At 73.5% G+C, this 22,250-nt stretch carries 20 protein-coding genes and 1 pseudogene; 19 read left to right on the top strand and 2 right to left on the bottom strand.

Annotation, left to right across the window (positions count from 1 at the left end; genetic code table 11):
• The first annotated feature begins 274 nt into the window (after positions 1-274).
• The 13 genes from hrcA (at position 275) to L1885_RS07370 (ending at position 12,681) form a co-directional block, all read left to right on the top strand.
• Entirely contained in the window at positions 275-1,291 is a 1,017-nt protein-coding gene (gene hrcA / locus L1885_RS07430; RefSeq protein ID WP_235796189.1) for a heat-inducible transcriptional repressor HrcA, read from the top strand.
• On the top strand, positions 1,292-2,428 hold the full coding sequence (gene dnaJ / locus L1885_RS07425; RefSeq protein ID WP_235796188.1) for a molecular chaperone DnaJ: 1,137 nt from the start codon (positions 1,292-1,294) through the stop codon (positions 2,426-2,428).
• Between the two features lie 320 nt (positions 2,429-2,748).
• Positions 2,749-3,822, top strand: a complete 1,074-nt coding sequence (locus tag L1885_RS07420; RefSeq protein WP_235796187.1) for a nitronate monooxygenase — start codon at positions 2,749-2,751, stop codon at positions 3,820-3,822.
• Positions 3,819-4,565, top strand: a complete 747-nt coding sequence (locus L1885_RS07415) for a 16S rRNA (uracil(1498)-N(3))-methyltransferase (protein ID WP_235796186.1) — start codon at positions 3,819-3,821, stop codon at positions 4,563-4,565. The genes L1885_RS07420 and L1885_RS07415 overlap by 4 nt, the downstream gene beginning before the upstream one ends.
• A gap of 174 nt (positions 4,566-4,739) precedes the next feature.
• Positions 4,740-5,099 carry a histidine triad nucleotide-binding protein gene (locus L1885_RS07410; protein WP_235796185.1) on the top strand — a complete coding sequence of 120 codons (360 nt, stop codon included), beginning with the start codon at positions 4,740-4,742 and terminating at the stop codon, positions 5,097-5,099.
• A 16-nt stretch (positions 5,100-5,115) separates the two neighbouring features.
• A complete protein-coding gene (locus tag L1885_RS07405; protein WP_235796184.1) occupies positions 5,116-6,027 on the top strand; it encodes a ribonuclease Z in 912 nt (303 codons plus the stop codon).
• 49 nt (positions 6,028-6,076) lie between these two features.
• The gene (locus tag L1885_RS07400) at positions 6,077-7,213 is read left to right on the top strand and encodes a carbohydrate kinase family protein (RefSeq protein WP_372481885.1); all 1,137 of its coding nucleotides are present in this window, start codon (positions 6,077-6,079) and stop codon (positions 7,211-7,213) included.
• Between the two features lie 288 nt (positions 7,214-7,501).
• Positions 7,502-8,533: a PhoH family protein gene (locus tag L1885_RS07395; protein ID WP_235796183.1), complete on the top strand. Its 1,032-nt coding sequence runs from the start codon at positions 7,502-7,504 to the stop codon at positions 8,531-8,533.
• Between the two features lie 22 nt (positions 8,534-8,555).
• The gene (ybeY, locus tag L1885_RS07390) at positions 8,556-9,053 is read left to right on the top strand and encodes an rRNA maturation RNase YbeY (RefSeq protein WP_235796182.1); all 498 of its coding nucleotides are present in this window, start codon (positions 8,556-8,558) and stop codon (positions 9,051-9,053) included.
• Positions 9,050-10,354 (top strand): hemolysin family protein, encoded by a 1,305-nt coding sequence (locus tag L1885_RS07385; protein ID WP_235796181.1) that lies wholly within the window; start codon positions 9,050-9,052, stop codon positions 10,352-10,354. Before ybeY ends, L1885_RS07385 begins: the two co-directional genes overlap by 4 nt.
• Positions 10,351-10,752, top strand: coding sequence for an MmcQ/YjbR family DNA-binding protein (locus L1885_RS07380; RefSeq protein WP_235796180.1), 402 nt, complete (start codon positions 10,351-10,353; stop codon positions 10,750-10,752). Before L1885_RS07385 ends, L1885_RS07380 begins: the two co-directional genes overlap by 4 nt.
• A gap of 173 nt (positions 10,753-10,925) precedes the next feature.
• Positions 10,926-12,335 carry a WXG100-like domain-containing protein gene (locus L1885_RS07375; protein ID WP_235796179.1) on the top strand — a complete coding sequence of 470 codons (1,410 nt, stop codon included), beginning with the start codon at positions 10,926-10,928 and terminating at the stop codon, positions 12,333-12,335.
• A gap of 10 nt (positions 12,336-12,345) precedes the next feature.
• Positions 12,346-12,681, top strand: coding sequence for a hypothetical protein (locus L1885_RS07370; RefSeq protein WP_235796178.1), 336 nt, complete (start codon positions 12,346-12,348; stop codon positions 12,679-12,681).
• A gap of 82 nt (positions 12,682-12,763) precedes the next feature.
• On the opposite strand, the gene L1885_RS07365 is transcribed toward L1885_RS07370, so the two are convergent.
• Together L1885_RS07365 and L1885_RS07360 are read right to left on the bottom strand one after the other, a co-directional pair.
• Entirely contained in the window at positions 12,764-13,534 is a 771-nt protein-coding gene (locus tag L1885_RS07365; protein WP_235796177.1) for a class I SAM-dependent methyltransferase, read from the bottom strand.
• 116 nt (positions 13,535-13,650) lie between these two features.
• Complete coding sequence (locus tag L1885_RS07360) at positions 13,651-14,043, bottom strand: hypothetical protein (RefSeq protein WP_235796176.1); 393 nt, start codon at positions 14,041-14,043, stop codon at positions 13,651-13,653.
• Positions 14,044-14,380: 337 nt separating this feature from the next.
• Here L1885_RS07360 and L1885_RS07355 point away from each other — a divergent pair, with 337 nt between their 5' ends.
• From L1885_RS07355 to L1885_RS07330, 6 genes and pseudogenes are all read left to right on the top strand, one after another.
• A complete protein-coding gene (locus L1885_RS07355) occupies positions 14,381-14,755 on the top strand; it encodes a cytidine deaminase-like protein (RefSeq protein ID WP_235796175.1) in 375 nt (124 codons plus the stop codon).
• Between the two features lie 106 nt (positions 14,756-14,861).
• Positions 14,862-15,821, top strand: a complete 960-nt coding sequence (gene era, locus L1885_RS07350) for a GTPase Era (RefSeq protein WP_235796174.1) — start codon at positions 14,862-14,864, stop codon at positions 15,819-15,821.
• Positions 15,822-16,298: 477 nt separating this feature from the next.
• Entirely contained in the window at positions 16,299-18,047 is a 1,749-nt protein-coding gene (leuA, locus tag L1885_RS07345) for a 2-isopropylmalate synthase (protein ID WP_235796173.1), read from the top strand.
• 216 nt (positions 18,048-18,263) lie between these two features.
• The gene (locus tag L1885_RS07340) at positions 18,264-18,974 is read left to right on the top strand and encodes a TerB family tellurite resistance protein (RefSeq protein ID WP_372481883.1); all 711 of its coding nucleotides are present in this window, start codon (positions 18,264-18,266) and stop codon (positions 18,972-18,974) included.
• Between the two features lie 598 nt (positions 18,975-19,572).
• On the top strand, positions 19,573-21,315 hold the full coding sequence (locus L1885_RS07335) for a ferric reductase-like transmembrane domain-containing protein (protein WP_235796172.1): 1,743 nt from the start codon (positions 19,573-19,575) through the stop codon (positions 21,313-21,315).
• Positions 21,316-21,319: 4 nt separating this feature from the next.
• Positions 21,320-22,250 (top strand): annotated as a pseudogene (locus L1885_RS07330) (oxidoreductase); the annotation flags it as partial.

The raw sequence follows: 22,250 nt of genomic DNA, 5'->3' as shown, positions 1-22,250 counted from the left end.
CCGCCGCCGCCCATGGCCGCTCCCCTCGCCTCCCGGCGCTCGCCGGGCCCCGGCCGTGCCCGGGCGCGCGGGGCCCCGGTCGCGGCCCCGGGGCGAATCTCTCACGGCCTCGGGGCGGCCCGCCGCCGCATCGCGTGGAACACTGCCTTGCTACGCGCGCACCCCACGGCCGTACACTGGCCCGGGAGGATCTGGCACTCCACCGGATCGAGTGCCAAACGGTCGCGGAGTGCGACGAGGGACGACGAACGACGAACGCTGGAGGTGTGCGCCCGTGCTCAGCGAACGCAGACTCGAAGTGCTGCGCGCCATCGTCCAGGACTATGTCGGCACGGAGGAGCCCGTCGGCTCCAAGGCGCTCACGGAGCGGCACCGGCTGGGTGTCTCCCCCGCGACGATCCGCAACGACATGGCCGTCCTCGAGGAAGAGGGCTACATCGCCCAGCCGCACACGAGCGCGGGCCGCATCCCCACCGACAAGGGGTACCGGCTGTTCGTGGACAAGCTGGCGGGCGTCAAACCGCTGTCGTCGCCGGAGCGCCGGGCCATCCAGAACTTCCTGGAGGGCGCGGTCGACCTGGACGACGTCGTGGGACGCACGGTCCGGCTGCTCGCGCAGCTCACGCGGCAGGTGGCGGTGGTGCAGTACCCGTCCCTGACGCGCTCGACCGTGCGCCACGTGGAACTGCTGTCCCTGGCGCCCGCGCGCCTCATGCTCGTGCTGATCACCGACACGGGCCGGGTCGAGCAGCGCATGATCGACTGCCCGGCGCCCTTCGGCGAGGTCGCCCTCGCCGACCTGCGGGCCCGGCTCAACAGCCGGGTCGTGGGCCGCCGGTTCTCCGACGTCCCGCGCCTGGTGCAGGACCTGCCGGAGTCGTTCGACATGGAGGACCGGCCGACGGTCTCCACGGTGCTGGCGACCCTGCTGGAGAACCTGGTCGAGGAGACCGAGGAGCGGCTGCTCATCGGGGGCACCGCGAACCTCACCCGCTTCGGCCACGACTTCCCGCTGGTGATCCGGCCGGTGCTGGAGGCGCTGGAGGAGCACGTGGTGCTGCTCAAGCTGCTGGGCGAGGCCGGCCAGTCGGGCATGACGGTCCGCATCGGCCACGAGAACGCCCACCAGGGGCTCACTTCCACATCTGTCGTAGCAGTCGGCTACGGTTCGGGCGACGAGGCAGTCGCCAAACTCGGCGTGGTCGGACCGACCCGCATGGACTACCCCGGAACGATGGGAGCGGTACGCGCAGTGGCACGTTACGTCGGACAGATCCTGGCGGAGTCGTAAGTGGCCACGGACTACTACGCCGTACTCGGCGTGCGCCGCGACGCGTCCCAGGACGAGATCAAGAAGGCATTCCGGCGGCTCGCGCGCGAGCTGCACCCGGATGTCAACCCCGATCCCAAGACGCAGGAGCGCTTCAAGGAGATCAACGCCGCCTACGAGGTCCTGTCGGACCCGCAGAAGAAGCAGGTCTACGACCTCGGCGGCGATCCGCTCTCGCAGAACGGCGGCGGCGGTGCCGGCGGCTTCGGGGCGGGTGGCTTCGGCAACTTCTCCGACATCATGGACGCGTTCTTCGGCACGGCGTCGCAGCGCGGGCCCCGCTCGCGCACGCGCCGCGGCCAGGACGCCATGATCCGGCTCGAAGTGGAGCTCAACGAGGCCGCCTTCGGCACCACGAAGGAGATCCAGGTCGACACGGCCGTCGTCTGCACCACGTGCAACGGCGAGGGCGCCGCGCCCGGCACCTCGGCCCAGACCTGCGACATGTGCCGCGGCCGCGGCGAGGTCTCGCAGGTCACGCGGTCGTTCCTGGGCCAGGTCATGACCTCGCGCCCGTGCCCGCAGTGCCAGGGCTTCGGCACCGTGGTGCCCAACCCGTGCCCCGAGTGCGCGGGCGACGGGCGCGTGCGCTCGCGCCGCACGCTCACGGTCAAGATCCCGGCCGGCGTGGACGACGGCACCAAGATCCAGCTCGCGGGCGAGGGCGAGGTCGGCCCCGGCGGCGGCCCGGCCGGCGACCTGTTCGTGGAGATCCGCGAGCTGCCGCACGCGGTCTTCCAGCGACGCGGCGACGACCTGCACTGCACGGTCACGATCCCCATGACGGCGGCCGCGCTGGGCACGAAGTGCCCGCTGGAGACGCTGGACGGCATGGAGGACGTCGACGTGCGGCCGGGCACACAGTCCGGCCAGTCGATCCCGCTGCACGGGCGCGGGGTGACGCACCTGCGCGGCGGCGGCCGCGGCGACCTCGTCGTGCACGTCGAGGTGACGACGCCGGCCAAGCTGGACCCCGAGCAGGAGCACCTGCTGCGCGAACTGGCCAAGCTGCGCGGTGAGGAGCGCCCGACGGGCCAGTTCCAACCGGGGCAGCAGGGGCTGTTCTCCCGGCTGAAGGACGCGTTCAACGGGCGCTGAGCCCGACCGCACCGCCGCGGTGTGACGATGCGGGCGGAGCCCCCGGTCCCAGGCCGGGGGCTCCGCCCGTTCGCCGCGCGTCGCCCCCGCGCGGGCGCGCCGGTGACCTCCGCCGCCCGGGTCGGCGCGGGGGGACGTTCTCGGCCCCGCCCCCGCGCCGGGCCGGGGTGCTCCCCGCCCGGTCGCCGGGCCGACCGCCTCGCGCGACAAAACAGGCCAAAGTGCTCTGCGTCACGGCGACGACCGTGAGTTCTGCCCTCGGCATATGACGGGTGCGAGGACGATTCGGCGGTCTCGTACGGACATGGCACCATGCCTGCATGCCCTCCACGCTGACCGATCTCTTTCGGTATCCGATCGTGCAGGCCCCCATGGCAGGCGGAGCGTCCTGCCCCCAGCTGGCCGCCGCGGTGTCCGACGCGGGTGGCCTCGGCTTCCTCGCCGCCGGCTACAAGACGGCGGACGGCATGTACGAGGAGATCAAGCACCTGCGTGGGCTCACGGGCGCGCCGTTCGGCGTGAACGTCTTCATGCCCCAGACGCGCCACGCCGACCGCGCGGCCGTGGAGCTGTACCGCAGCCAGCTGGCGGGCGAGGCCGACTGGTACGACACGCGCCTCGGCGACCCCGAGACCGGCTGGGACGACGGCTACGAGGCCAAGCTCGCCATCCTGCTCGACGACCCCGTGCCCGTCGTCTCCTTCACCTTCGGCTGCCCGCCCCGCAAGGTCTTCGAGCGCTTCCACCGCGCCGGCACGTACACCGCGGTCACGGTCACCACGCCCGAGGAGGCGCGGGCCGCCCAGTGGTCCGGCGCCGACGCGGTGTGCGTGCAGAGCGTCGAGGCGGGCGGCCACCAGGGCACGCACAAGGACGACCCCGCCGCCGACGGCGCGGGCATCGGGCTCCTGTCGCTGGTCCTCCAGGTGAAGGACGCCGTCGAGCTGCCGGTCGTGGCGGCGGGCGGCATCATGCGCGGCTCGCAGATCGCTGCCGTCCTCGCGGTGGGCGCGGAGGCCGCCCAGCTCGGCACCGCCTTCCTCGTGACGGACGAGTCGGCGGCGCCCGACCTGCACAAGCAGGCCATGACGAACCCGCTGTTCACCCGCACCGAGATCACCCGCGCCTTCTCCGGCCGCCCCGCGCGCGGCCTCGTGAACCGCTTCATGCGCGAGCACGGCCCGTACGCGCCCCAGGCCTACCCGGAGGTGCACCACGTCACCTCGCCGCTGCGCCGGGCCGCCATGAAGGCCGGCGACCCGCAGGCCATGGCGCTGTGGGCCGGGCAGGGCCACCGGCTGGCGCGGGCCATGCCCGCGGCCCGCCTCGTCGAGGTGCTCGCCGCGGAGACGGACGCGGCGCGCGCCGCGATGAGCCTGGGGAGCGACGCGTGAGCGCACCGGTGTTCGTGGTCGGGGAGGGCGTCGTGCTCGGCCCCGGCACGGTCGTGCTCGACGGTCCCGAGGGGCGCCACGCGGTGTCCGTGCGGCGGCTGCGGGCCGGCGAGGAGGTCGTCCTGACCGACGGCGCCGGCACCGGCGCGTACGGAACGGTCGCCGCCGTCGAGGGCAAGGACAGGCTGGAGGTCGCCGTCACCGAGGTGCGCACCGAGGCGGCGCCGTCCCCGCGCGTCACCGTCGTGCAGGCGCTGCCGAAGGGCGACCGCGGCGAGGTCGCCGTCGAGACGATGACCGAGACCGGCGTGGACGCCGTCGTGCCCTGGCAGGCCGCGCGCTGCATCACGCAGTGGAGGGGCGACCGGGGCGCCAAGTCCCTGGCCAAGTGGCGGGCGACGGCCCGCGAGGCGGGCAAGCAGTCCCGCCGCCTGCGCTTTCCCGAGGTCGCGGACGCGGCCTCCACGCGCGAGGTGGCCCGGCTGCTGGCCGGGGCCGACTTCGCGGCCGTGCTGCACGAGGACGGCGGCGTGGCGGCTCCGCTCGCCACCGCCGAACTGCCGGTCTCCGGGCACCTCGTGCTGGTCGTCGGACCGGAGGGCGGCGTGTCGCCGGAGGAACTCGACGCGTTCGCCGCCGCCGGGGCCGGCCCGTACCGCCTCGGCGCGAGCGTGCTGCGCACCTCCACGGCCGGGACGGCTGCCCTGGCCGTGCTGCTGGGCCGCACCGGCCGCTGGTCCTGAACGCGGCCGGAATCCGACCGCCCGGCCCCGGACCCCGTTCCCGGACTCCGGCCCGCTCCCGGACCCCGTTCCCGGCGCCCGCACGGCCACGCCGGTGGCCGACCGGCCGGACCTCCGGGGCCCGGTCCCGATACGATGCCGGACGTACGCAGCCAAGGAGATGAGGGCCCGGCCATGGCGGGAGAACCACAGGCGGACTGCCTGTTCTGCAAGATCGTCGCGGGTGACGTGCCCGCCACCGTCGTGCGCGAGAGCGCGACGACCGTCGCCTTCCGGGACATCAACCCGCAGGCGCCCACGCACGTCCTCGTCATCCCCCGTGCGCACTACCCCGACGCCGCCTCCCTCGCGGCGGCCGAGCCGGGGATCGCCGCCGACGTGCTGCGCGAGGCCGCCGCGGTCGCCGCGGACGACAAGGTCGACGCGGGCGGCTACCGGATCGTCTTCAACACCGGCAGCGGCGCCGGCCAGACCGTCTTCCACGCGCACGCCCACGTCCTGGGCGGCCGCGGGCTGAACTGGCCGCCCGGATAGCCGGGCCGGGAGCACCGTGTCCGTGCGGGAACTCGTCGTCCTCGGCACCGCGAGCCAGGTGCCCACGCGCCGCCGCAACCACAACGGCTACCTGCTGCGCTGGGACGGCGAGGGGCTGCTGTTCGACCCGGGCGAGGGCACCCAGCGGCAGATGCTGCGCGCCGGGGTCGCCGCCCACGACATCGACCGGCTGTGCGTGACGCACTTCCACGGCGACCACTCGCTCGGGCTCGCCGCCGTGATCCAGCGCATCAACCTCGACCGCGTGCCGCACCCGGTCACGGCGCACTACCCGGCGAGCGGGCAGCACTTCTACGAGCGGCTCAAGTACGCGACGGCCTACCGCGAGACCGTCACCATCACCGAGGGCCCCGTCGCGGGCGACGGACTCGTCACGCTGGCCGAGACGCCCGCGTACAGGCTGGAGGCACACCGCCTCTCGCACCCCGTCGAGGCGTACGGCTACCGGCTCACCGAACCCGACGGGCGGACCATGCTGCCCGGCCTGCTCGCCGAGCACGGCATCGCCGGCCCCGACGTCGGTGTCCTCCAGCGCGAGGGCGAACTGCGGGGCGTGCGGCTGGCGGACGTCAGCAGGGTCCGGCGCGGGCAGCGCTTCGCGTTCGTCATGGACACCCGGCTGTGCCAGGGCGTGCAGGTGCTGGCCGAGGACTGCGACCTGCTGGTCGTCGAGTCGACGTTCCTCGACGAGGACGAGGGGCTGGCCGCCGACTTCGGCCACCTGACGGCCGGGCAGGCCGGAGCCGTCGCCCGCGACGCCGGCGCGCGCCACCTCGTACTGACGCACTTCTCGCAGCGCTACGACGACGCGGACGCCTTCGGCCGGCAGGCCCGCGCCGCCGGCTTCACCGGGGACGTCACGGTCGCGGAGGACCTGGCGCGCGTGCCGCTGCCGCGGCGACGGTGACGCGATCGGGCACACTGGCGGCAACGCACGCAACCAGGAGCACGCCGTGATCCCACCTGAACGCGCAGGAGAAAAGACAGCAAGGACGGCACGGGGCGCCGGCGCGGAGCCGTACATCGACCCGCTCGGCGGGCTCCGCGCGCACGGCGACCCCGACTGCGACGTCTACCTGACCGGCACGGTCTTCCTGGACATCATCTTCACCGGCCTGGACAGCGCGCCCGTGCGCGGCACGGAGTCGTGGGCCCGCGGCATGGGCTCCAGCCCCGGCGGCGTCGCCAACATGGCGTCCGCGCTGGCCCGGCTCGGCCTGCGCACGTCCCTGTCCGCGGCGTTCGGCGACGACCACTACGGCGAGTACTGCTGGGACGCGCTGGAGCAGGGCGAGGGCATCGACCTGACCCGTTCGCGCACCGTGCCCGGCTGGCACTCCCCGGTCACCGTCTCCATGGCGTACGAGGGCGAGCGCACGATGGTCTCCCACGGGCACGAGGCGCCGCCGCCCGCGGGCGCGCTGCCGGAGTGCCCTCCGCGCGCGCGGGCCGCCGTCGCGTCCCTTGAGCCCGGCAGCCGGCAGGAGTGGATCGCCACCGCGGCGGGGCACGGGGCGCGCATCTTCGCCGACGTCGGCTGGGACGGCACCGGCCGCTGGGACCTGGAGGCCCTGGCGGACCTGAAGCACTGCGAGGCGTTCCTGCCCAACGCGGCCGAGGCGATGCGCTACACCGGCACCGACTGCCCGCGCGCCGCGGCCCGCGCCCTGACCGCACACGTTCCGGTCGCCGTCGTCACGCTCGGTGCCGAGGGCGCCTACGCCGTGGACGGCCGCACCGGCGAGACGGCCGAGGTGCCCGCCATCGCGGTCGACGCCCTCGACCCGACCGGCGCGGGAGACGTCTTCATGGCGGGCTTCATCACCGGCAGCCTCGCGGGCTGGCCCCTCGCGGACCGGCTGGCCTTCGGGGGCCTGACGGCCGCGCTGTCCGTCCAGGAGTTCGGCGGCAGCCTGTCGGCCCCCGGTTGGGCCGAGGTGGCGGCCTGGTGGAACTACGCCCGCAGCGACGGCAGCCAGGACCCGGACGGCCTGCGCCGCTACGCGTTCCTCGCCGACCTGCTGCCCGCGGCCGAGCGGCCGGGCCCCCTGCGCCGGGCGGTCCCCACCATCGGCTTCGGCCGCTCCTCCTGACGCCCGCGGCCCCGGGCACCCGCGTACGGGCGGGAGCCGGGCCCCGGCCGCACGCGGCGGCGCCGGCGGGCCCGCGAGGCCGGCGGCCGGCGCTCCCGGACGCGCGTTCCTCCCGTCTCCCCTCCGGTCGCCCCTCGCGTTTCCCCCGGCCGTTTCCTCCCGCACGTCGAATGCACGTCGAAAAGTCCTTCGGGCATGTCGGTGCGGGGTCGTAGGCTGGTACTCCAGAGGCTGTCGAGCGGCGACAGCCCTGCAACGGGAGGTATGCGCAGGCCACAGCGCCGGCCCATGACTCACACACCCACAGCCCAGCAGTCCGCGGGGGACCGGGCCACGGCCCGCATCACCGTCCCGGCCAAGCACCCCATGGTGACGGTCCTGGGATCGGGGGATTCGCTCCTCCGCGTGATCGAGAAGGCGTTCCCGTCCGCCGACATCCACGTACGGGGCAACGAGATCAGCGCCTCGGGCAGTGCGGCGGACGTCGCCCTGATCCAGCGCGTGTTCGACGAGATGATGCTGGTGCTCCGCACCGGTCAGCCGATGACGGAGGACGCAGTGGAACGTTCCATCGCCATGCTCAGGGCGAGCGAGAACGGCGGTGCGGACGGCCAGGAGACGCCCGCCGAGGTGCTCACGCAGAACATCCTGTCCAACCGGGGCCGGACGATCCGCCCGAAGACGCTCAACCAGAAGCGCTACGTCGACGCCATCGACAAGCACACGATCGTCTTCGGGATCGGCCCCGCGGGCACCGGCAAGACCTATCTCGCCATGGCCAAGGCGGTGCAGGCCCTGCAGTCCAAGCAGGTCACGCGCATCATCCTGACCCGCCCCGCCGTGGAGGCGGGCGAGCGCCTCGGGTTCCTCCCCGGCACGCTGTACGAGAAGATCGACCCGTACCTGCGCCCCTTGTACGACGCGCTGCACGACATGCTCGACCCCGAGTCGATCCCGCGCCTGATGGCCGCGGGCACCATCGAGGTCGCCCCGCTGGCGTACATGCGCGGCCGGACGCTGAACGACGCCTTCATCATCCTGGACGAGGCGCAGAACACGAACCCCGAGCAGATGAAGATGTTCCTGACGCGGCTCGGCTTCGACTCGAAGATCGTGATCACCGGCGACGTCACGCAGATCGACCTCCCCGGCGGCACGAAGAGCGGTCTGCGCCAGGTCCAGGAGATCCTGGACGGGGTGGACGACGTGCACTTCTCGCGCCTCACGTCGCAGGATGTCGTACGGCACAGGCTCGTCGGACGTATCGTCGACGCCTACGAGCAGTACGACAGCCGCAACGGCAACGAACAGCGGCACTGACCGGGGAGTGTCCCACCGCACCATGTCGATCGACGTCAACAACGAGTCAGGAACCGAGGTCGACGAGCAGGCGATCCTCGACATCGCCCGCTACGCGCTCACCAGGATGCGCATCCACCCGCTCTCCGAACTGTCGGTGATCGTGGTGGACGAGGCCGCGATGGAGCAGCTCCACATCCAGTGGATGGACCTGCCGGGCCCCACCGATGTGCTGTCCTTCCCGATGGACGAGCTGCGTCCGCCGGCGAAGGACGAGGAGGAGCCCCCGCAGGGGCTCCTCGGTGACATCGTGCTGTGCCCTGAGGTGGCCCTGAAGCAGGGCCAGGAGGCGGAGACGCAGCACACCATGGACGAGGAGCTCCAGCTCCTGACCGTCCACGGCGTGCTGCACCTGCTCGGCTACGACCACGAGATGCCGGACGAGAAGGCCGAGATGTTCGGCCTCCAGGCGGCCATCGTGGACGGCTGGCGGGCGGAGCACGGGCTCGAGGGCCCGTCGCCCGCGCCCACCGTGTCGTGAGCGCCTCACTGATCATCGGGGCGGTCGCCCTGGTCGTCGTGGCCTGGCTCGCCGCCTGCGCGGAGGCGGGCCTCGCCCGCATCTCCAGCTTCCGGGCCGCCGAGGCGGTGCGCACCGGCCGCCGGGGCGCAGCCAAGCTGGCGCAGGTCGCCTCCGACCCGACGCGCTACCTCAACATGGCGCTGCTCGTCCGCGTCGCCTGCGAGATGGCCGCCGCGGCGCTCGTCACGTACGCGTGCGTGAAGGCGTTCGACTCGACGTGGGAGGCGCTGCTCGTCGCGATCGCCGTGATGGTGCTCGTCTCGTACGTCGCCGTCGGCGTCTCACCGCGCACGATCGGCCGCCAGCACCCGCTGAACACGTCGACGGCCGCCGCGTACGTGCTGCTGCCGCTGGCGCGGGTCATGGGACCCCTCCCCGCACTGCTGATCCTCCTCGGCAACGCGCTGACGCCCGGCAAGGGCTTCCGCAAGGGCCCGTTCGCGAGCGAGGCGGAGCTGCGGGCCCTGGTGGACCTCGCCGAGCAGGAGTCGCTGATCGAGGACGAGGAGCGCCGCATGGTGCACTCGGTCTTCGAGCTCGGCGACACCCTGGTGCGCGAGGTGATGGTCCCGCGCACGGACCTCGTGGCGATCGAGCGGTACAAGACGATCCGTCAGGCGACGACGCTCGCGCTGCGCTCCGGCTTCTCCCGCATCCCGGTGACCGGCGAGAACGAGGACGACGTCGTCGGTGTCGTCTACCTCAAGGACCTCGTGCGCAAGACGCACGTCAACCGAGACTCGGAGTCCGACCCGGTCTCCACCGCGATGCGGCCGGCCGCGTTCGTGCCCGACACGAAGAACGCGGGCGATCTCCTGCGCGAGATGCAGCAGGAGCGCAACCACGTCGCCGTCGTCATCGACGAGTACGGCGGCACGGCCGGCATCGTCACGATCGAGGACATCCTGGAGGAGATCGTCGGCGAGATCACCGACGAGTACGACCGCGAGGTGCCGCCCGTCGAGGAGGTCGGCGACGGCTCCTACCGGGTCACCGCGCGGCTCGACATCGAGGACCTCGGCGAGCTGTTCGGCCTGGAGGCCTTCGACGACGAGGACGTCGAGACGGTGGGCGGGCTCCTCGCGAAGGCGCTCGGCCGGGTGCCGATCGCGGGCGCGACCGCCGAGATCGACCTGCCCGACGGCCGCAGGCTGCGGCTGACGGCCCAGGATCCGGCGGGCCGCCGCAACAAGATCCTCACCATCCTGGCGGAGCCGCTGCCGGCCGCGGCCGAGCAGGAGGAGCGGGTGACGCCATGAGCGGACCCGGCAGGCGCGCCCGCGGGGCGGAGGCGGAACTGACCGCCCCCGCCCTGCGGGCGTTCTGCCTCGCCTTCGGCGGCGCGGGCGAGGAGACGCCCTTCCCGCGCAACCCCGAACTGTCGGTGTTCAAGGTCGAGGGGAAGATCTTCGCGTTCTGCGCCCCCGCCGAGGAGCCGCTGAAGGTCTCGCTGAAGTGCGACCCGGAGGAGGCGGTGCGGCTGCGCGCCGCCCACCCGGCGATCACCCCCGGGTGGCACCTCAACAAGCGCCACTGGAACACCGTCACGGTCCCCGGACTGCCGCCGCGCATGGTGCGCGAGCTGATCGAGGACAGCTACGACCTGGTGGTGGCGGGCCTGCCCCGCGCGGTCCGGCTGCGGCTGGACCGGCCCTGAGGCCCGCCGTGGCCCGGGGAGGGATCGGGGCGGATCCCCTTGTCTCCGCGGGCCCGTTGATGTGACCCTTGCGTCGTCGTCGACACGGTAGGGGGCCGGGTCATGCAGTGCGGTGGTGCAGCCGGATCCGGCGCCCCGTCCGGGGTGGCCCGGACCGTGGTGGGGAGTCGCGGGTGAGTCTCCGTGCGGAGGGTGGCGGCGGCGGGGGCGATCGGCCGATCGATCTGTATCCGGATGATCTGGACGGGGTGGCGGGGCAGTTCGCGACCGGGCAGACGAACCTGGACACGGCGGCGAGTGCGCTGAACGCGGCGTTGCGGAGCGCGGCGGGGATGGCGGGCAACGACGACTACGGTCACAGGTTCGCGGGAAAGTACGACGCGGCGGCGAAGGCGTTGTTCCATACGCTGTCGGCTGGGGTGCGGGCGATCGGGCAGGCGTCGAACGGTCTGGTGACGACGGCCAACAACTATCTGAAGGCCGACCACCATTCGAATCCCTCCAAGGGGAAGGGTGCGCCGAAGCTGTATCCGTGGCCGCCGGTGATCACGGACGTGATGTATCCCGATCCGGCGTCGGCGGTGGGGCCGGGGCATTCGTCGGTGCCGTCGGTGATCGCGAAGTACTGGCCCAACGGGCATCAGGACAAGTTGCGGGACGCGGCGTCGGCGTACCGGACGGCGGCGACGGCGATCGAGGGGATCGGCCGGAGCCTGCACGGGCAGGTGCAGTCGCTGACGGACAACAACTCGGACGATTCCGTCACGGCGATGGCCGCGTTCTGGGGGAAGGTCTGGCAGGACGGCGGCAATACGGGCAAGGCGCCGTTGTCGGCGGCGCACGACGCGTGCGGGAAGCTGGCGAGTGCGTGTGACAAGTTCGCGCACGCGATCGACGAGGCGCACAGCAGCACCGAGGAGAAGCTGGCCGGTGCGGGCATCGCGATCGGTCTGACGACGGCGCTCGGTGTGGTGCTGACGGTGGTCACGGCGGGTGCGTCGGACGCGGGGGCGGCCGCGTTGGACGGCGCGGAGGCCGGGGCGATCCTGGGCGGGGTGGAGGCGACCGCGGAGGCGGCGATCGCGGACATCGACACGGCGGTCATCGCGGACGCGGCGACCGAACTGGACGCCGCAGCCGAGGCCGTCCCCGAGATCGAGGCCGTCGACGCCGAGACCACCGAGGTCGACGAGGCGCTGGACGAGGAACTGTCCGAGACGGAGGCGCGGGACGGAGACGGGCCCGGCGAGGAGGACCTGCCGAAGACCTACGAGCAGAAGTCCGAGGCGGTCCGGGACATCCTGACGGACGACGACGGCAACCTCATCGGGGAGGAGGACAGCAAGGGAGTACGTATGGTGACCGAGGAACAGCTGCAGCAGGCCCGCACGGAGCTGCAGCAACGCCTGGGTGAGCCCACGATCAAGTCCACGCCGAAGGGGGACATCGAGACCTGGCGGCTGTCCGACGACCCGCCGTCCACCGTGACGTACCGGCCCTTCAGCAAGTCGGGCGGACCCACCATCGACATGAACGACGTCGATGGCCTGGAAGCCAAACGACTCCACATCCCGCAGCACTGAGGACACGAGCATGCCGACCGACGCCGACTACGCGGAAGAACTCTCCTACCTCTCCGACTACGTGCACGACGACTGGCTCGGCTTCTCCGTGCTCGTCGGCACGGTCGGAAAGCTCCTCGGCAAGGGGCACACCCGCGAGGAGCAGACGGCACTGCTCCTGCGCATCGTCGGCGACCTGCTGGCCGAGGGGGCCGAGGCGGGGGACCTGACGGACGACCCCGGCACTCCCTTCGCCGCCTGGGGCACCGGCCGGGACGAGACCCTGGCCCGGATCACAGCGGCCGTGGAGGAACTCGGCCGGCTGCCGGAGTCGGGGGACATCTGCTGGTTCACGGCCGACGACTGACGCGACGGGGCCGCCCCGCGCGGCCCGGCTCCCGGGCTGTCACGGCTGCCCGGGCGCGGCCGGCCGGCCGCGCCCGGCCGTCTCACACGTCCGCGATCAGCACCCGGTAGCCGTAGTCCACGGCGTCGAGGTCGAGCAGGTCCGCGTGGCGGCGCGCCCAGGCGCCGGACTCCAGATCGGCGCGCAGCCGCTCCATCGCCGGGTCCACGACCTCGGCGGGCAGTTGCGCGAACGTCGAGTTGGCGGCGCGCACCCCGGGGTCGAGGAACCGTTCCGGGCGGCGCCAATAGGCGGTCTGCAGGCCGTCGGTGAAGTCGTGCGGGACGGGGAAGGGCAGCACGGTGTGCGCGCCCATCAGCCGCGCCACCTCGTCGACCGTGGTGAAGCGCGCCTCCTCCAGCGTCCTGATCTCCGGCAGGTACTCGGGCAGCAGCCACAGTTCGGGCCGGTGGGACACGTCCCAGGTGAAGACGACCTGCCGCCCGGCCACGCGCCGGAGTTCGGCGAGGCCCGCGGCGAGGTCGCTCCAGTGGTGCACGGTCATCACCGCCATGGCCGCGTCGAAGGCGCCGTCGGCGAAGGGCAGTTGTTCGGCCCCTGCCTGCACCTTCACCGGTCCGGGGTGCTGGTCGAGCATCACGCGGGACGGTTCCACCGCCGTCACCGCCAGGTCCTCGGGCTCGTAGGAACCGGCGCCCGCGCCGACGTTGACGACGGTACGGGCGTCGCCGAGCGCGTCGCGCAGCAGCGCGGCGAGCCGGGGGTCCGGGCGGCGGACGGCGCGGTAGCCGACACCGATCCGGTCGTAGACGGGGGAGGCGGCGGACGGCCGGCCGGCAGCGGAGGACACCATGCTCAGATCCCACCAGCCGTGGACGCCGCGCGCCAGACCCCCCTCTGCGGCCCGGGACGGCCGGCGATCGGTGACCGGCGGGGTGGCCCGGGCGGTGCCCGCCCGGACCGCCGGGCTCAGGGAAGCAGCACGCAGTGGTTCTCGATGAACCTGCCACCGCGGTCAAGACCGCCGCACACGGCCAGCTTCGGATAGGCCCTGAACTCCCGGTTGACCGTGAACCGGTACTGCGACACCCCCGCCTTGCGGTTCCCGTAGTCGCCCACGAAGGCGCGCAGCGTCCCCGGCAGCCCGTCCCTGGTGGTGACGGTGATGTCCTGGACGTAGTCGCGCCCCTGGTGGGCCGTGGCCACGCAGATGTACGTGCCGCACGTGGACTTGACCTCGGCACTGGCCGGTGCCGCCGTCGCGGCGCCCACCGCACAGGCCGCGATGAGCGTCACCGCGACGCGCGGCCACCGCCGCCGGGCGGGAGCGGGCTGAACGGTCTTCTGGTGCGTGCGGGTCATGGATCCCCCGATCCTGATGCGCCGGCCGACTGCACGGCTCCGCACCAATGTCGTGGTCTCCCGCCCGATGCCGCAAGGAGAAATGCCCTCGAACGTGAATTCACGGACATCCCGCAAGCGGCAAGCGGCAAGCGGCAAGTGGCAAGTGGCACGTCGCGCCCGGCGAGAGGGGTGAGAGGCGCGCGGCGGCCCCGGCGAGGCCGTGCGGCCGCGGGGGCCCCGGACCCGGACCGTCCGGGCGTCCACCCGGGTGCCGCCTCCGCAGCCCACCCCGGTGCCGCCTCCGCGGCCCACCCGGGCGCCCTGCGCGCGTCCGCCGCTCCCTATGCTCGGGCGCATGACACAGAGCACCGGACCAGGCCCGGAAGCCGCCGACCTCGCCCCCGAGGACCGCAAGATCGTCACGCTGGCCCGCAGCGCCCGTGCCCGCAACGGCGTGCCGGAGGGCGCGGCGGTGCGCGACGAGACCGGGCGCACCTACGTGGCGGGCACGGTCGCGCTCGACTCCCTGCGGCTGAGCGCCCTGCGCACGGCCGTCGCGATGGCCGTCGCCAGCGGTGCCACGTCCCTGGAGGCTGCGGCCGTCGTCTCGGCGTCGGACGTGGTGGGCGACGAGGACCGCGCCGCGGTGAGCGACCTCGGGGGTCCCGATACGCCGGTGTTCCTGGCGGGCCCCGACGGCGCCGTGCGCTCCGTCCGCCCCGCGGGCTGACCCCCGGGGCCGCGGGCGCGGCGGGGCCCGGGGCCGGTGTCCGCGGCCGGAGTCCGGGAACCCCGTCCGCGCACCGTGGTCGGCGGAGCGGTGGCGATCGGGGAGAATGGCCCCCATGAGCGTCAGCACCCCAACGTCCGAGACGGCCGAAGCACCCCACAGGGCGGGCTTCGCCTGCTTCGTCGGCCGCCCCAACGCGGGCAAGTCCACCCTCACGAACGCTCTGGTGGGCAAGAAGGTGGCGATCACCTCCAACCGCCCGCAGACCACCCGGCACACGGTCCGCGGCATCGTCCACCGGCCCGACGCTCAGCTGATCCTGGTGGACACACCGGGGCTCCACAAGCCGCGCACGCTGCTGGGGGAGCGCCTCAACGACGTCGTGCGCACCACCTGGGCCGAGGTCGACGTGATCGGCTTCTGCCTGCCCGCCGACCAGAAGCTCGGCCCCGGTGACCGGTTCATCGCCAAGGAACTGGCGGCGATCAAGAAGACGCCGAAGGTCGCCGTCGTCACGAAGACCGACCTCGTCGACTCCAAGACGCTGGCCGAGCAGCTGATCGCCATCGACCGGCTGGCCGAGGAGCTCGGGTTCGCCTGGGCCGAGATCGTGCCGGTGTCCGCGGTGGGGGACACGCAGGTGGGCCTGCTCGCGGACCTGCTGGTGCCGCTGCTGCCCGTGAGCCCCCCGCTGTACCCGGAGGGCGACCTGACCGACGAGCCGGAGCAGGTCATGGTCGCGGAGCTGATCCGCGAGGCCGCGCTCGAGGGCGTGCGGGACGAGCTGCCGCACTCGATCGCCGTCGTGGTGGAGGAGATGCTGCCGCGCACCGACCGCCCCGCGGACCGGCCGCTGGTGGACATCCACGCCAACGTGTACATCGAGCGGCCCAGCCAGAAGGGGATCATCATCGGCCCCAAGGGCAGCCGGCTCAAGGAGGTCGGGACGAAGTCCCGCAAGCACATCGAGGCGCTGCTGGGCACGCCCGTCTACCTGGACCTGCACGTCAAGGTCGCCAAGGACTGGCAGCGCGACCCCAAGCAGCTGCGCAAGCTCGGCTTCTGACCGCGTCCGGGGCCCTCCGGGGCCCTCCGGGCCCCTGCCGCCGCGGCCCTGGGCCCGCGAGCCCTTCGTGCCCGGGGCCGTGCCCGCGGCAGCGTCCCGCATCGGCTGTCCCGCCCCGAGCTCCCCGTTCCGGCCGGAGATTTCCGCGGCCCGGAAGGGCCCAGGTGGGGGCCCTCGCGGCCCGGCGCGGCGCCGGGTGACCCGAGTCACGCCCGTCCGGCGCCCGCCCGGGCCGGCCGGTCCCGCATGCTGATACGGGGCTCTCGAGGCCGAAGAGCGTGGGATACAGTGCGGTCATCATGCACTACGGGCTGCTTCTCCTTAGCTGCCGCGGTGAGGGTCTGTTGTCGTAGGTCGGCCCCCTCCCCGCGGAGTTCGGTGTTGCGGTGGTTCTCCCGCCCCGTCGGCCGTCCCAGTCCCACGCGGACTCCCGGTCCTCAGTGACCGCCGCGGACACCACGAGGAGCGCTACGCCAGATGTCGAGCCAGACGCCCATCACGAACGCGACGCACACGCAGAAGCCGTCCGGGATGCCGATCCACAAGTACGGCCGGTACGACGCGGTGGACATCCCCGACCGCACCTGGCCGGAGAACCGGGTCACGGTCGCGCCGCGGTGGCTGTCCACCGACCTGCGCGACGGCAACCAGGCTCTGATCGACCCGATGTCGCCGGCCCGCAAGCGCGAGATGTTCGACCTGCTGGTCCGCATGGGCTACAAGGAGATCGAGGTCGGCTTCCCGGCCTCGGGCGAGACCGACTTCGCCTTCGTACGGTCGATCATCGAGGACCCCGAGGCGATCCCCGACGACGTGACGATCTCCGTGCTGACGCAGGCCCGCGAGGAGCTGATCGAGCGCACGGTCGAGTCGCTGCGCGGAGCCCACCGCGCGACGGTCCACCTGTACAACGCGACGGCGCCCACCTTCCGCCGCGTCGTCTTCGGCGGCACGAAGGACCAGATCAAGCAGATCGCCGTGGACGGCACGCGGCTGGTGATGGAGTACGCCGAGAAGATCCTGGGGCCCGAGACCACCTTCGGCTACCAGTACAGCCCGGAGATCTTCACCGACACCGAGCTGGACTTCGCGCTGGAGGTCTGCGAGGCGGTCATGGACGTGTGGCAGCCGGAGGAGGGGCGCGAGATCATCCTCAACCTGCCCGCCACGGTGGAGCGTTCGACGCCGTCGACGCACGCGGACCGGTTCGAGTGGATGTCGCGGAACCTGTCCCGGCGCGAGCACGTGTGCCTGTCCGTGCACCCGCACAACGACCGCGGCACGGCCGTCGCGGCCGCCGAACTGGCGCTGATGGCCGGTGCCGACCGCATCGAGGGCTGCCTGTTCGGCCAGGGCGAGCGCACCGGCAACGTCGACCTGGTCACGCTGGGCATGAACCTGTTCTCGCAGGGCGTCGACCCGCAGATCGACTTCTCGGAGATCGACGAGATCCGCCGCACCAGCGAGTACTGCAACCAGATGGAGATCCACCCGCGCCACCCCTACGCGGGCGACCTGGTCTACACGTCCTTCTCCGGCTCCCACCAGGACGCCATCAAGAAGGGGTTCGACGCGCGGGAGGCCGATGCGGCCGCGCAGGGCGTCGACGTCGAGGCGCTGCAGTGGAACGTGCCGTACCTGCCGATCGACCCCAAGGACGTCGGCCGGTCCTACGAGGCCGTCATCCGCGTCAACTCGCAGTCCGGCAAGGGCGGTGTGGCGTACGTCCTGAAGAACGACCACCACCTGGACCTGCCGCGGCGCATGCAGATCGAGTTCTCCCGGATCATCCAGGCGAAGACCGACGCCGAGGGCGGCGAGGTCACGCCCGGCGAGATCTGGGCGGTCTTCCAGGACGAGTACCTGCCGAATCCGGACAATCAGTGGGGCCGGATCCAGCTGCGTTCCGGCCAGTCCACGGCGGACACGGAGGGTCGCGACACGCTGACCGTCCAGGCCGCGGTGGACGGCGAGGAGCACGAGCTGAGGGGCACGGGCAACGGCCCGATCTCCGCGTTCTTCGAGGCGCTGGCGGCCGTCGGCGTCGACGCCCGGCTGCTGGACTACCAGGAGCACACCCTCAGCGAGGGCGCTCGTGCGCAGGCCGCGTCGTACATCGAGTGCGCGATCGACGGCAAGGTGCTGTGGGGCATCGGCATCGACGCGAACACCACGCGCGCCTCGCTGAAGGCGGTCGTCTCCGCGGTCAACCGCGCGGCCCGCTGATCACGCCGTCGACGGATGGTCACCCATGGTGACGTCCGTCTCGGCGACCAACTGATCACGTTCCGTGCACCGTCGCTGACCTGAGGCTTTGCCGAACCCCGTCCACCCTCTCCGGTGGGCGGGGTTCGGCCATGTCTGGTGAACTGGGTACGGGGTACTGACGTAGTTACGGGGATGTGGCTAACATCACGTCCACGGCGACGATGCCGAACCGTTATGGAGGTGCGCGACGTGCTGCGAGCTGAAGGAATCAGCGGCCGGAAAGTGCGCCTCTGCGGCATGCACACGTCGTGGAGCACCGTGGGCGACGGGGAGTTCTTCTGCCCCGACTGCGGCGGCGACCGCAACTACCGCCGCCGTACGGGCCGTCGGCGCTTCACCCTGCTCGGCATCCCGCTGATGGCGCGGGGCAGTGCCGGCCCGGTGGTGGAGTGCGGCGCCTGCCGGACCCACTTCGGCCTGGACGTGCTCGACCACCCGACCACGGCCCGGTTCTCGGCCATGCTGCGCGACGCCGTGCACACCGTGACCCTCGCCGTGCTCGCGGCGGGCGGCACCGGGTCGCGCGCCGTACGCGAGACGGCCGTCGTCTCGGTCCGCGCGGCCGGCTTCGACGACTGCACCGAGGACCAGCTGACCGAACTCGTCGAGGCCCTCGCCGCCGACACGGGCCGGTTCGTCGCGGACCCCGGGCCGTGCGGAGCGGCGCTCGCCATCGAACTGCACGAGGCGCTGGAGCCGCTGGCCCCCCATCTCGCGGCGGCGGGCCGTGAGTCGATCGTGATGGGCGCGGCGCGCGTCGCGCTCGCCGACGGCGCGTACAGCCCCGCGGAGCGCGAGGTGCTGACGACGGTCGGGGGTGCCCTGCAACTCCCTCCGGACGTGACGGCGCGCCTGCTCGCGGCCGCCTCCCGCCTGCCCTCCTGACCAACCGGCAAAGCGACTGCCGGACAACGCGATCGTGGTGCGCTCGCCGTGCCGCCACGATCGTGACACGGCCGGTTCTCGCCGTGCCGCCAGGATCGTGACACGGTCGGCGCCCGCGCCCCCGGCCGCCCTCGCCGCGCCGCCACCGCCGCCGCCGCCGTCCGGCCGTGTGCCGTGGCGCCCGCCATCGCGCAACGCCCCCTGCCACGCGGCGACTTGAGGCCGGGGTGGCCTCCGCGATGTCTCCCGGGAGTGTGGTGACCTCGGTCACAGCGCGGCCGGATCCGGGCGGATGCCGCCCCGGTCGGGTCCGCGGGCCGTCGTGCGGTGCGCGCCGGCCGTCGCGGTGTGACCTGCGGGCGGGTCGAACGGCCGGACACGGAGCGTCGCGCCGGGGCCACCGGACAACGCTGTCGAGTTCGACCTGCGACTGTTCGCGCGTCAACTGTGGCGCGGGTGACGCACGTTTCGCGCGTTGACGGGACATCACGGTTGGGGCACAGTTGCGCCTGCGGACGGTCACGGCGCCTCCTCGAATGTGTACGGGGGGTGACCGCCTCACGCCGTACCGCGCCCAAAGACCCGGAGGTCACACGTGATGGCCGGCCACACCCCCGCGCAACAGCACTCACGAAGGTCGCGACGCTCCGGCGGAGCCGCGCGGAGCGCTGAGCCCGTCCCTGACGCCGCGTCGGGCGAGTCCCACGTACTGCCACTGGCCGCGGGCGCGGCCGTCGGCGGGCTCGTCGTCCTGGCGGCCGTCCTGCGGCCCCTCACGGCGCACCACACCTTCGGGCACGTGGAGGGCGCACTCGTGGCGTTCCTCGACTTCTTCGTCGGTGTGTTCGTGCTCCTCGCCCTCACCGCCACGGTGGTGTGCGGACTGCTCGCCGCCTACCGCGCCCTGCTGACACCGAAGTTGCGCGTCCTCGCCCAACAGGTCCACCGGGGCACGGCCGTGGTGGCGCTCGTCTGCCTGGCGGTGCACATCGCCGTCAAGACGGGGGAGGGGCACATCTCGCCGGCGGGCTCCCTGTTCCCCTTCGCGGGCGGCACGGACCTCGCCGTGGGCCTCGGCGTCGCCGCCGCGTACCTGATGGTGATCGCGGCCGTCACCGGCGCCGTGCGCGGCAGGTTCGCGGGCCGGCTGCGCCCGGGCACCTGGCGCGTCCTGCACGCCTCGGCGTACGTGAGCTGGGCCTTCGGCCTCGCGCACGGCCTCGCGGCGGGCCGGAGCGCGAAGCCCTTCGTGTTCTGGGGCTACGGGATCTGCGGCGCGTTCGTCCTGCTGGTACTGCTGCTGAGGGTGCTCGCCCTCCTGTCCGGCAGGGACGGGCCCCGGCGCGCGGGCCTGCGCGCCTACGAACCGGGCCCGGTCGCCCAGGACGCGCTCGACGCGCTGTCGGTCGCGCGGAGGCCGGACCGTCCGGCGGCGCGCCGCACCTCCGCCGCGGCCGCGCCGGGCACCGCCCCGCGGCCCGGGGCCGGGGCCGGGACGGGTCCCGGATTCGGGACCGGGCACGAGGCTGTCCAGGACTACCTCTTCGACACCGGCCAGATGCCCGCCCTCTCGCGCCAGGCGGCGGCCGCCCGGCCGGCCGGCGGGCAGTTCGCCGGCCCGTCCGCGACCGGTGCCTACCCCACCGCACGCGCGGGGCACCACGGCACCCGGCAGGCCGGAGCGCCCCTCGCGGGGGCCGGACACCCCGGCCACGGCGTCCACGCTGCTCACGGCGGCTCCGGCCCCCAGGTTCCCCACGGCACCGCGCGGTGGAGCGGCGGCCGGTTCACCGAGGCGCGGGGGACCTTCCACGACACCGGCCAGTACGCCGCCGTGTCCCGGCCGCACCCGGACTCCGGGGCCTTCGCCGCGGTGCAGGGGACCTTCTTCGACACCGGGCAGTTCGCCGTCGTCCAGCAGGCGGGGCCCGACAGCGGGTACGCGCGGCAGGCCCCGTACGGCGCGGGAACGTACGGCTCCGGAGCCCACGGAACGGGAACGTACGACCCACAGGCGTACGACGCACGCGGCGCGGCGACGTACGACGCACGCGGCGCTGGGACGTACGACCCCCGCCTCGCCGGGACCTACGACGCGCGGGGCGCGGGAGCCCACACCACCGGATCGTCCACGGCCGGGACCGACGCGGGCGGTTCGTATTCCGGTGCTCCCTACGCCGGTGCTTCCTACTCTGGTACTACTCCCTACGCGCGTGACGCGTACGGCGCCGCCCCGGCGGACCCGGGCCGGACGGCGGGGCCCTCGTACCCGGCCTGGGCCTGGGTGCCGGTACCCGGCGGGGCCGGGGCGGCGGGGGCCCACCCCGCGGCCGGACGGTGACCCGGTGAGCGAGACCGCGGATCTGTACATCCACGAGGTGCGGCGCCTGGGCCCGGCGCGTCTGACCGCCGGCCTGGACGTGTACCGCAGGCTCGACTGGCGGGCCCACCGGAGCACCCACGGCCCGCTGCCGCGCTACGGGCCGCAGTCGCTGCTGGACCTCGCGGAACGCATCGGGCTGCGCGGGCGCGGCGGCGCGGGATTCCCCTTCCACCGCAAGGCGCGCGCCGTGCTCGACGCCGCCGGCGCGCGCACCACCGCCCCCGTCGTCGTGGTCAACGGCGCGGAGGGCGAGCCGCCGAGCGCCAAGGACAAGGCGCTGCTGACCCGCGCGCCGCACCTGGTGCTCGACGGGGCGCTGCTCGCGGCCGCGGCCCTCGGGGCGCACGAGGTGGTCGTGACGGTGGAGGCCCACGGGCCCGGCGAGGTGTCCGTCCCCGCTGCCGTCGCCGAACGGCGGGGCACGGCGCCCTGCCCGATCCGGGTCGTATGCCTGCCCGAGCGGTTCGTCTCCGGCGAGTCCAGCGCGCAGGTGGCCGCCATCGGGGGACGGGCCGCGCTGCCCTCGACCCGCAAGGTACGGGCGAGCGACGGCGGGCCCGGCGGGGTCGGCGGACGGCCCACCCTGCTGAGCAACACCGAGACCTGGGCCCAGCTCGCGGTGGCCGCCCGCCTCGGGCCCGACGCCTACGCGGTCGTGGGCACGGCCGACGAACCCGGCACGCTCCTGCTGACCGTGAACCGCCCCGGCGGGCGCCCCCTGGTCGTCGAGGTGCCCGCGGGCGCCCCGCTCGGCACCGTCCTTGCGTCCTGCGGCACGGACCCCGGCCAGGGCGTCCTCGTGGGCGGCTACCACGGGGCGTGGCTGAGCCCCGGGGCCGCCGGGACGGCCACCCTGTCGCGCGCGGGACTCGCGGCGGCCGGCGGCGTGCTCG

Origin of the sequence: Streptomyces fuscigenes (genome assembly GCF_021556455.1) — a bacterium.
In the GTDB taxonomy this organism is placed as follows: domain Bacteria; phylum Actinomycetota; class Actinomycetes; order Streptomycetales; family Streptomycetaceae; genus Streptomyces; species Streptomyces fuscigenes.
The sequence above is the reverse complement of the archived record's forward strand: the minus strand, read 5'-3'. Positions and strand labels throughout refer to the sequence as shown.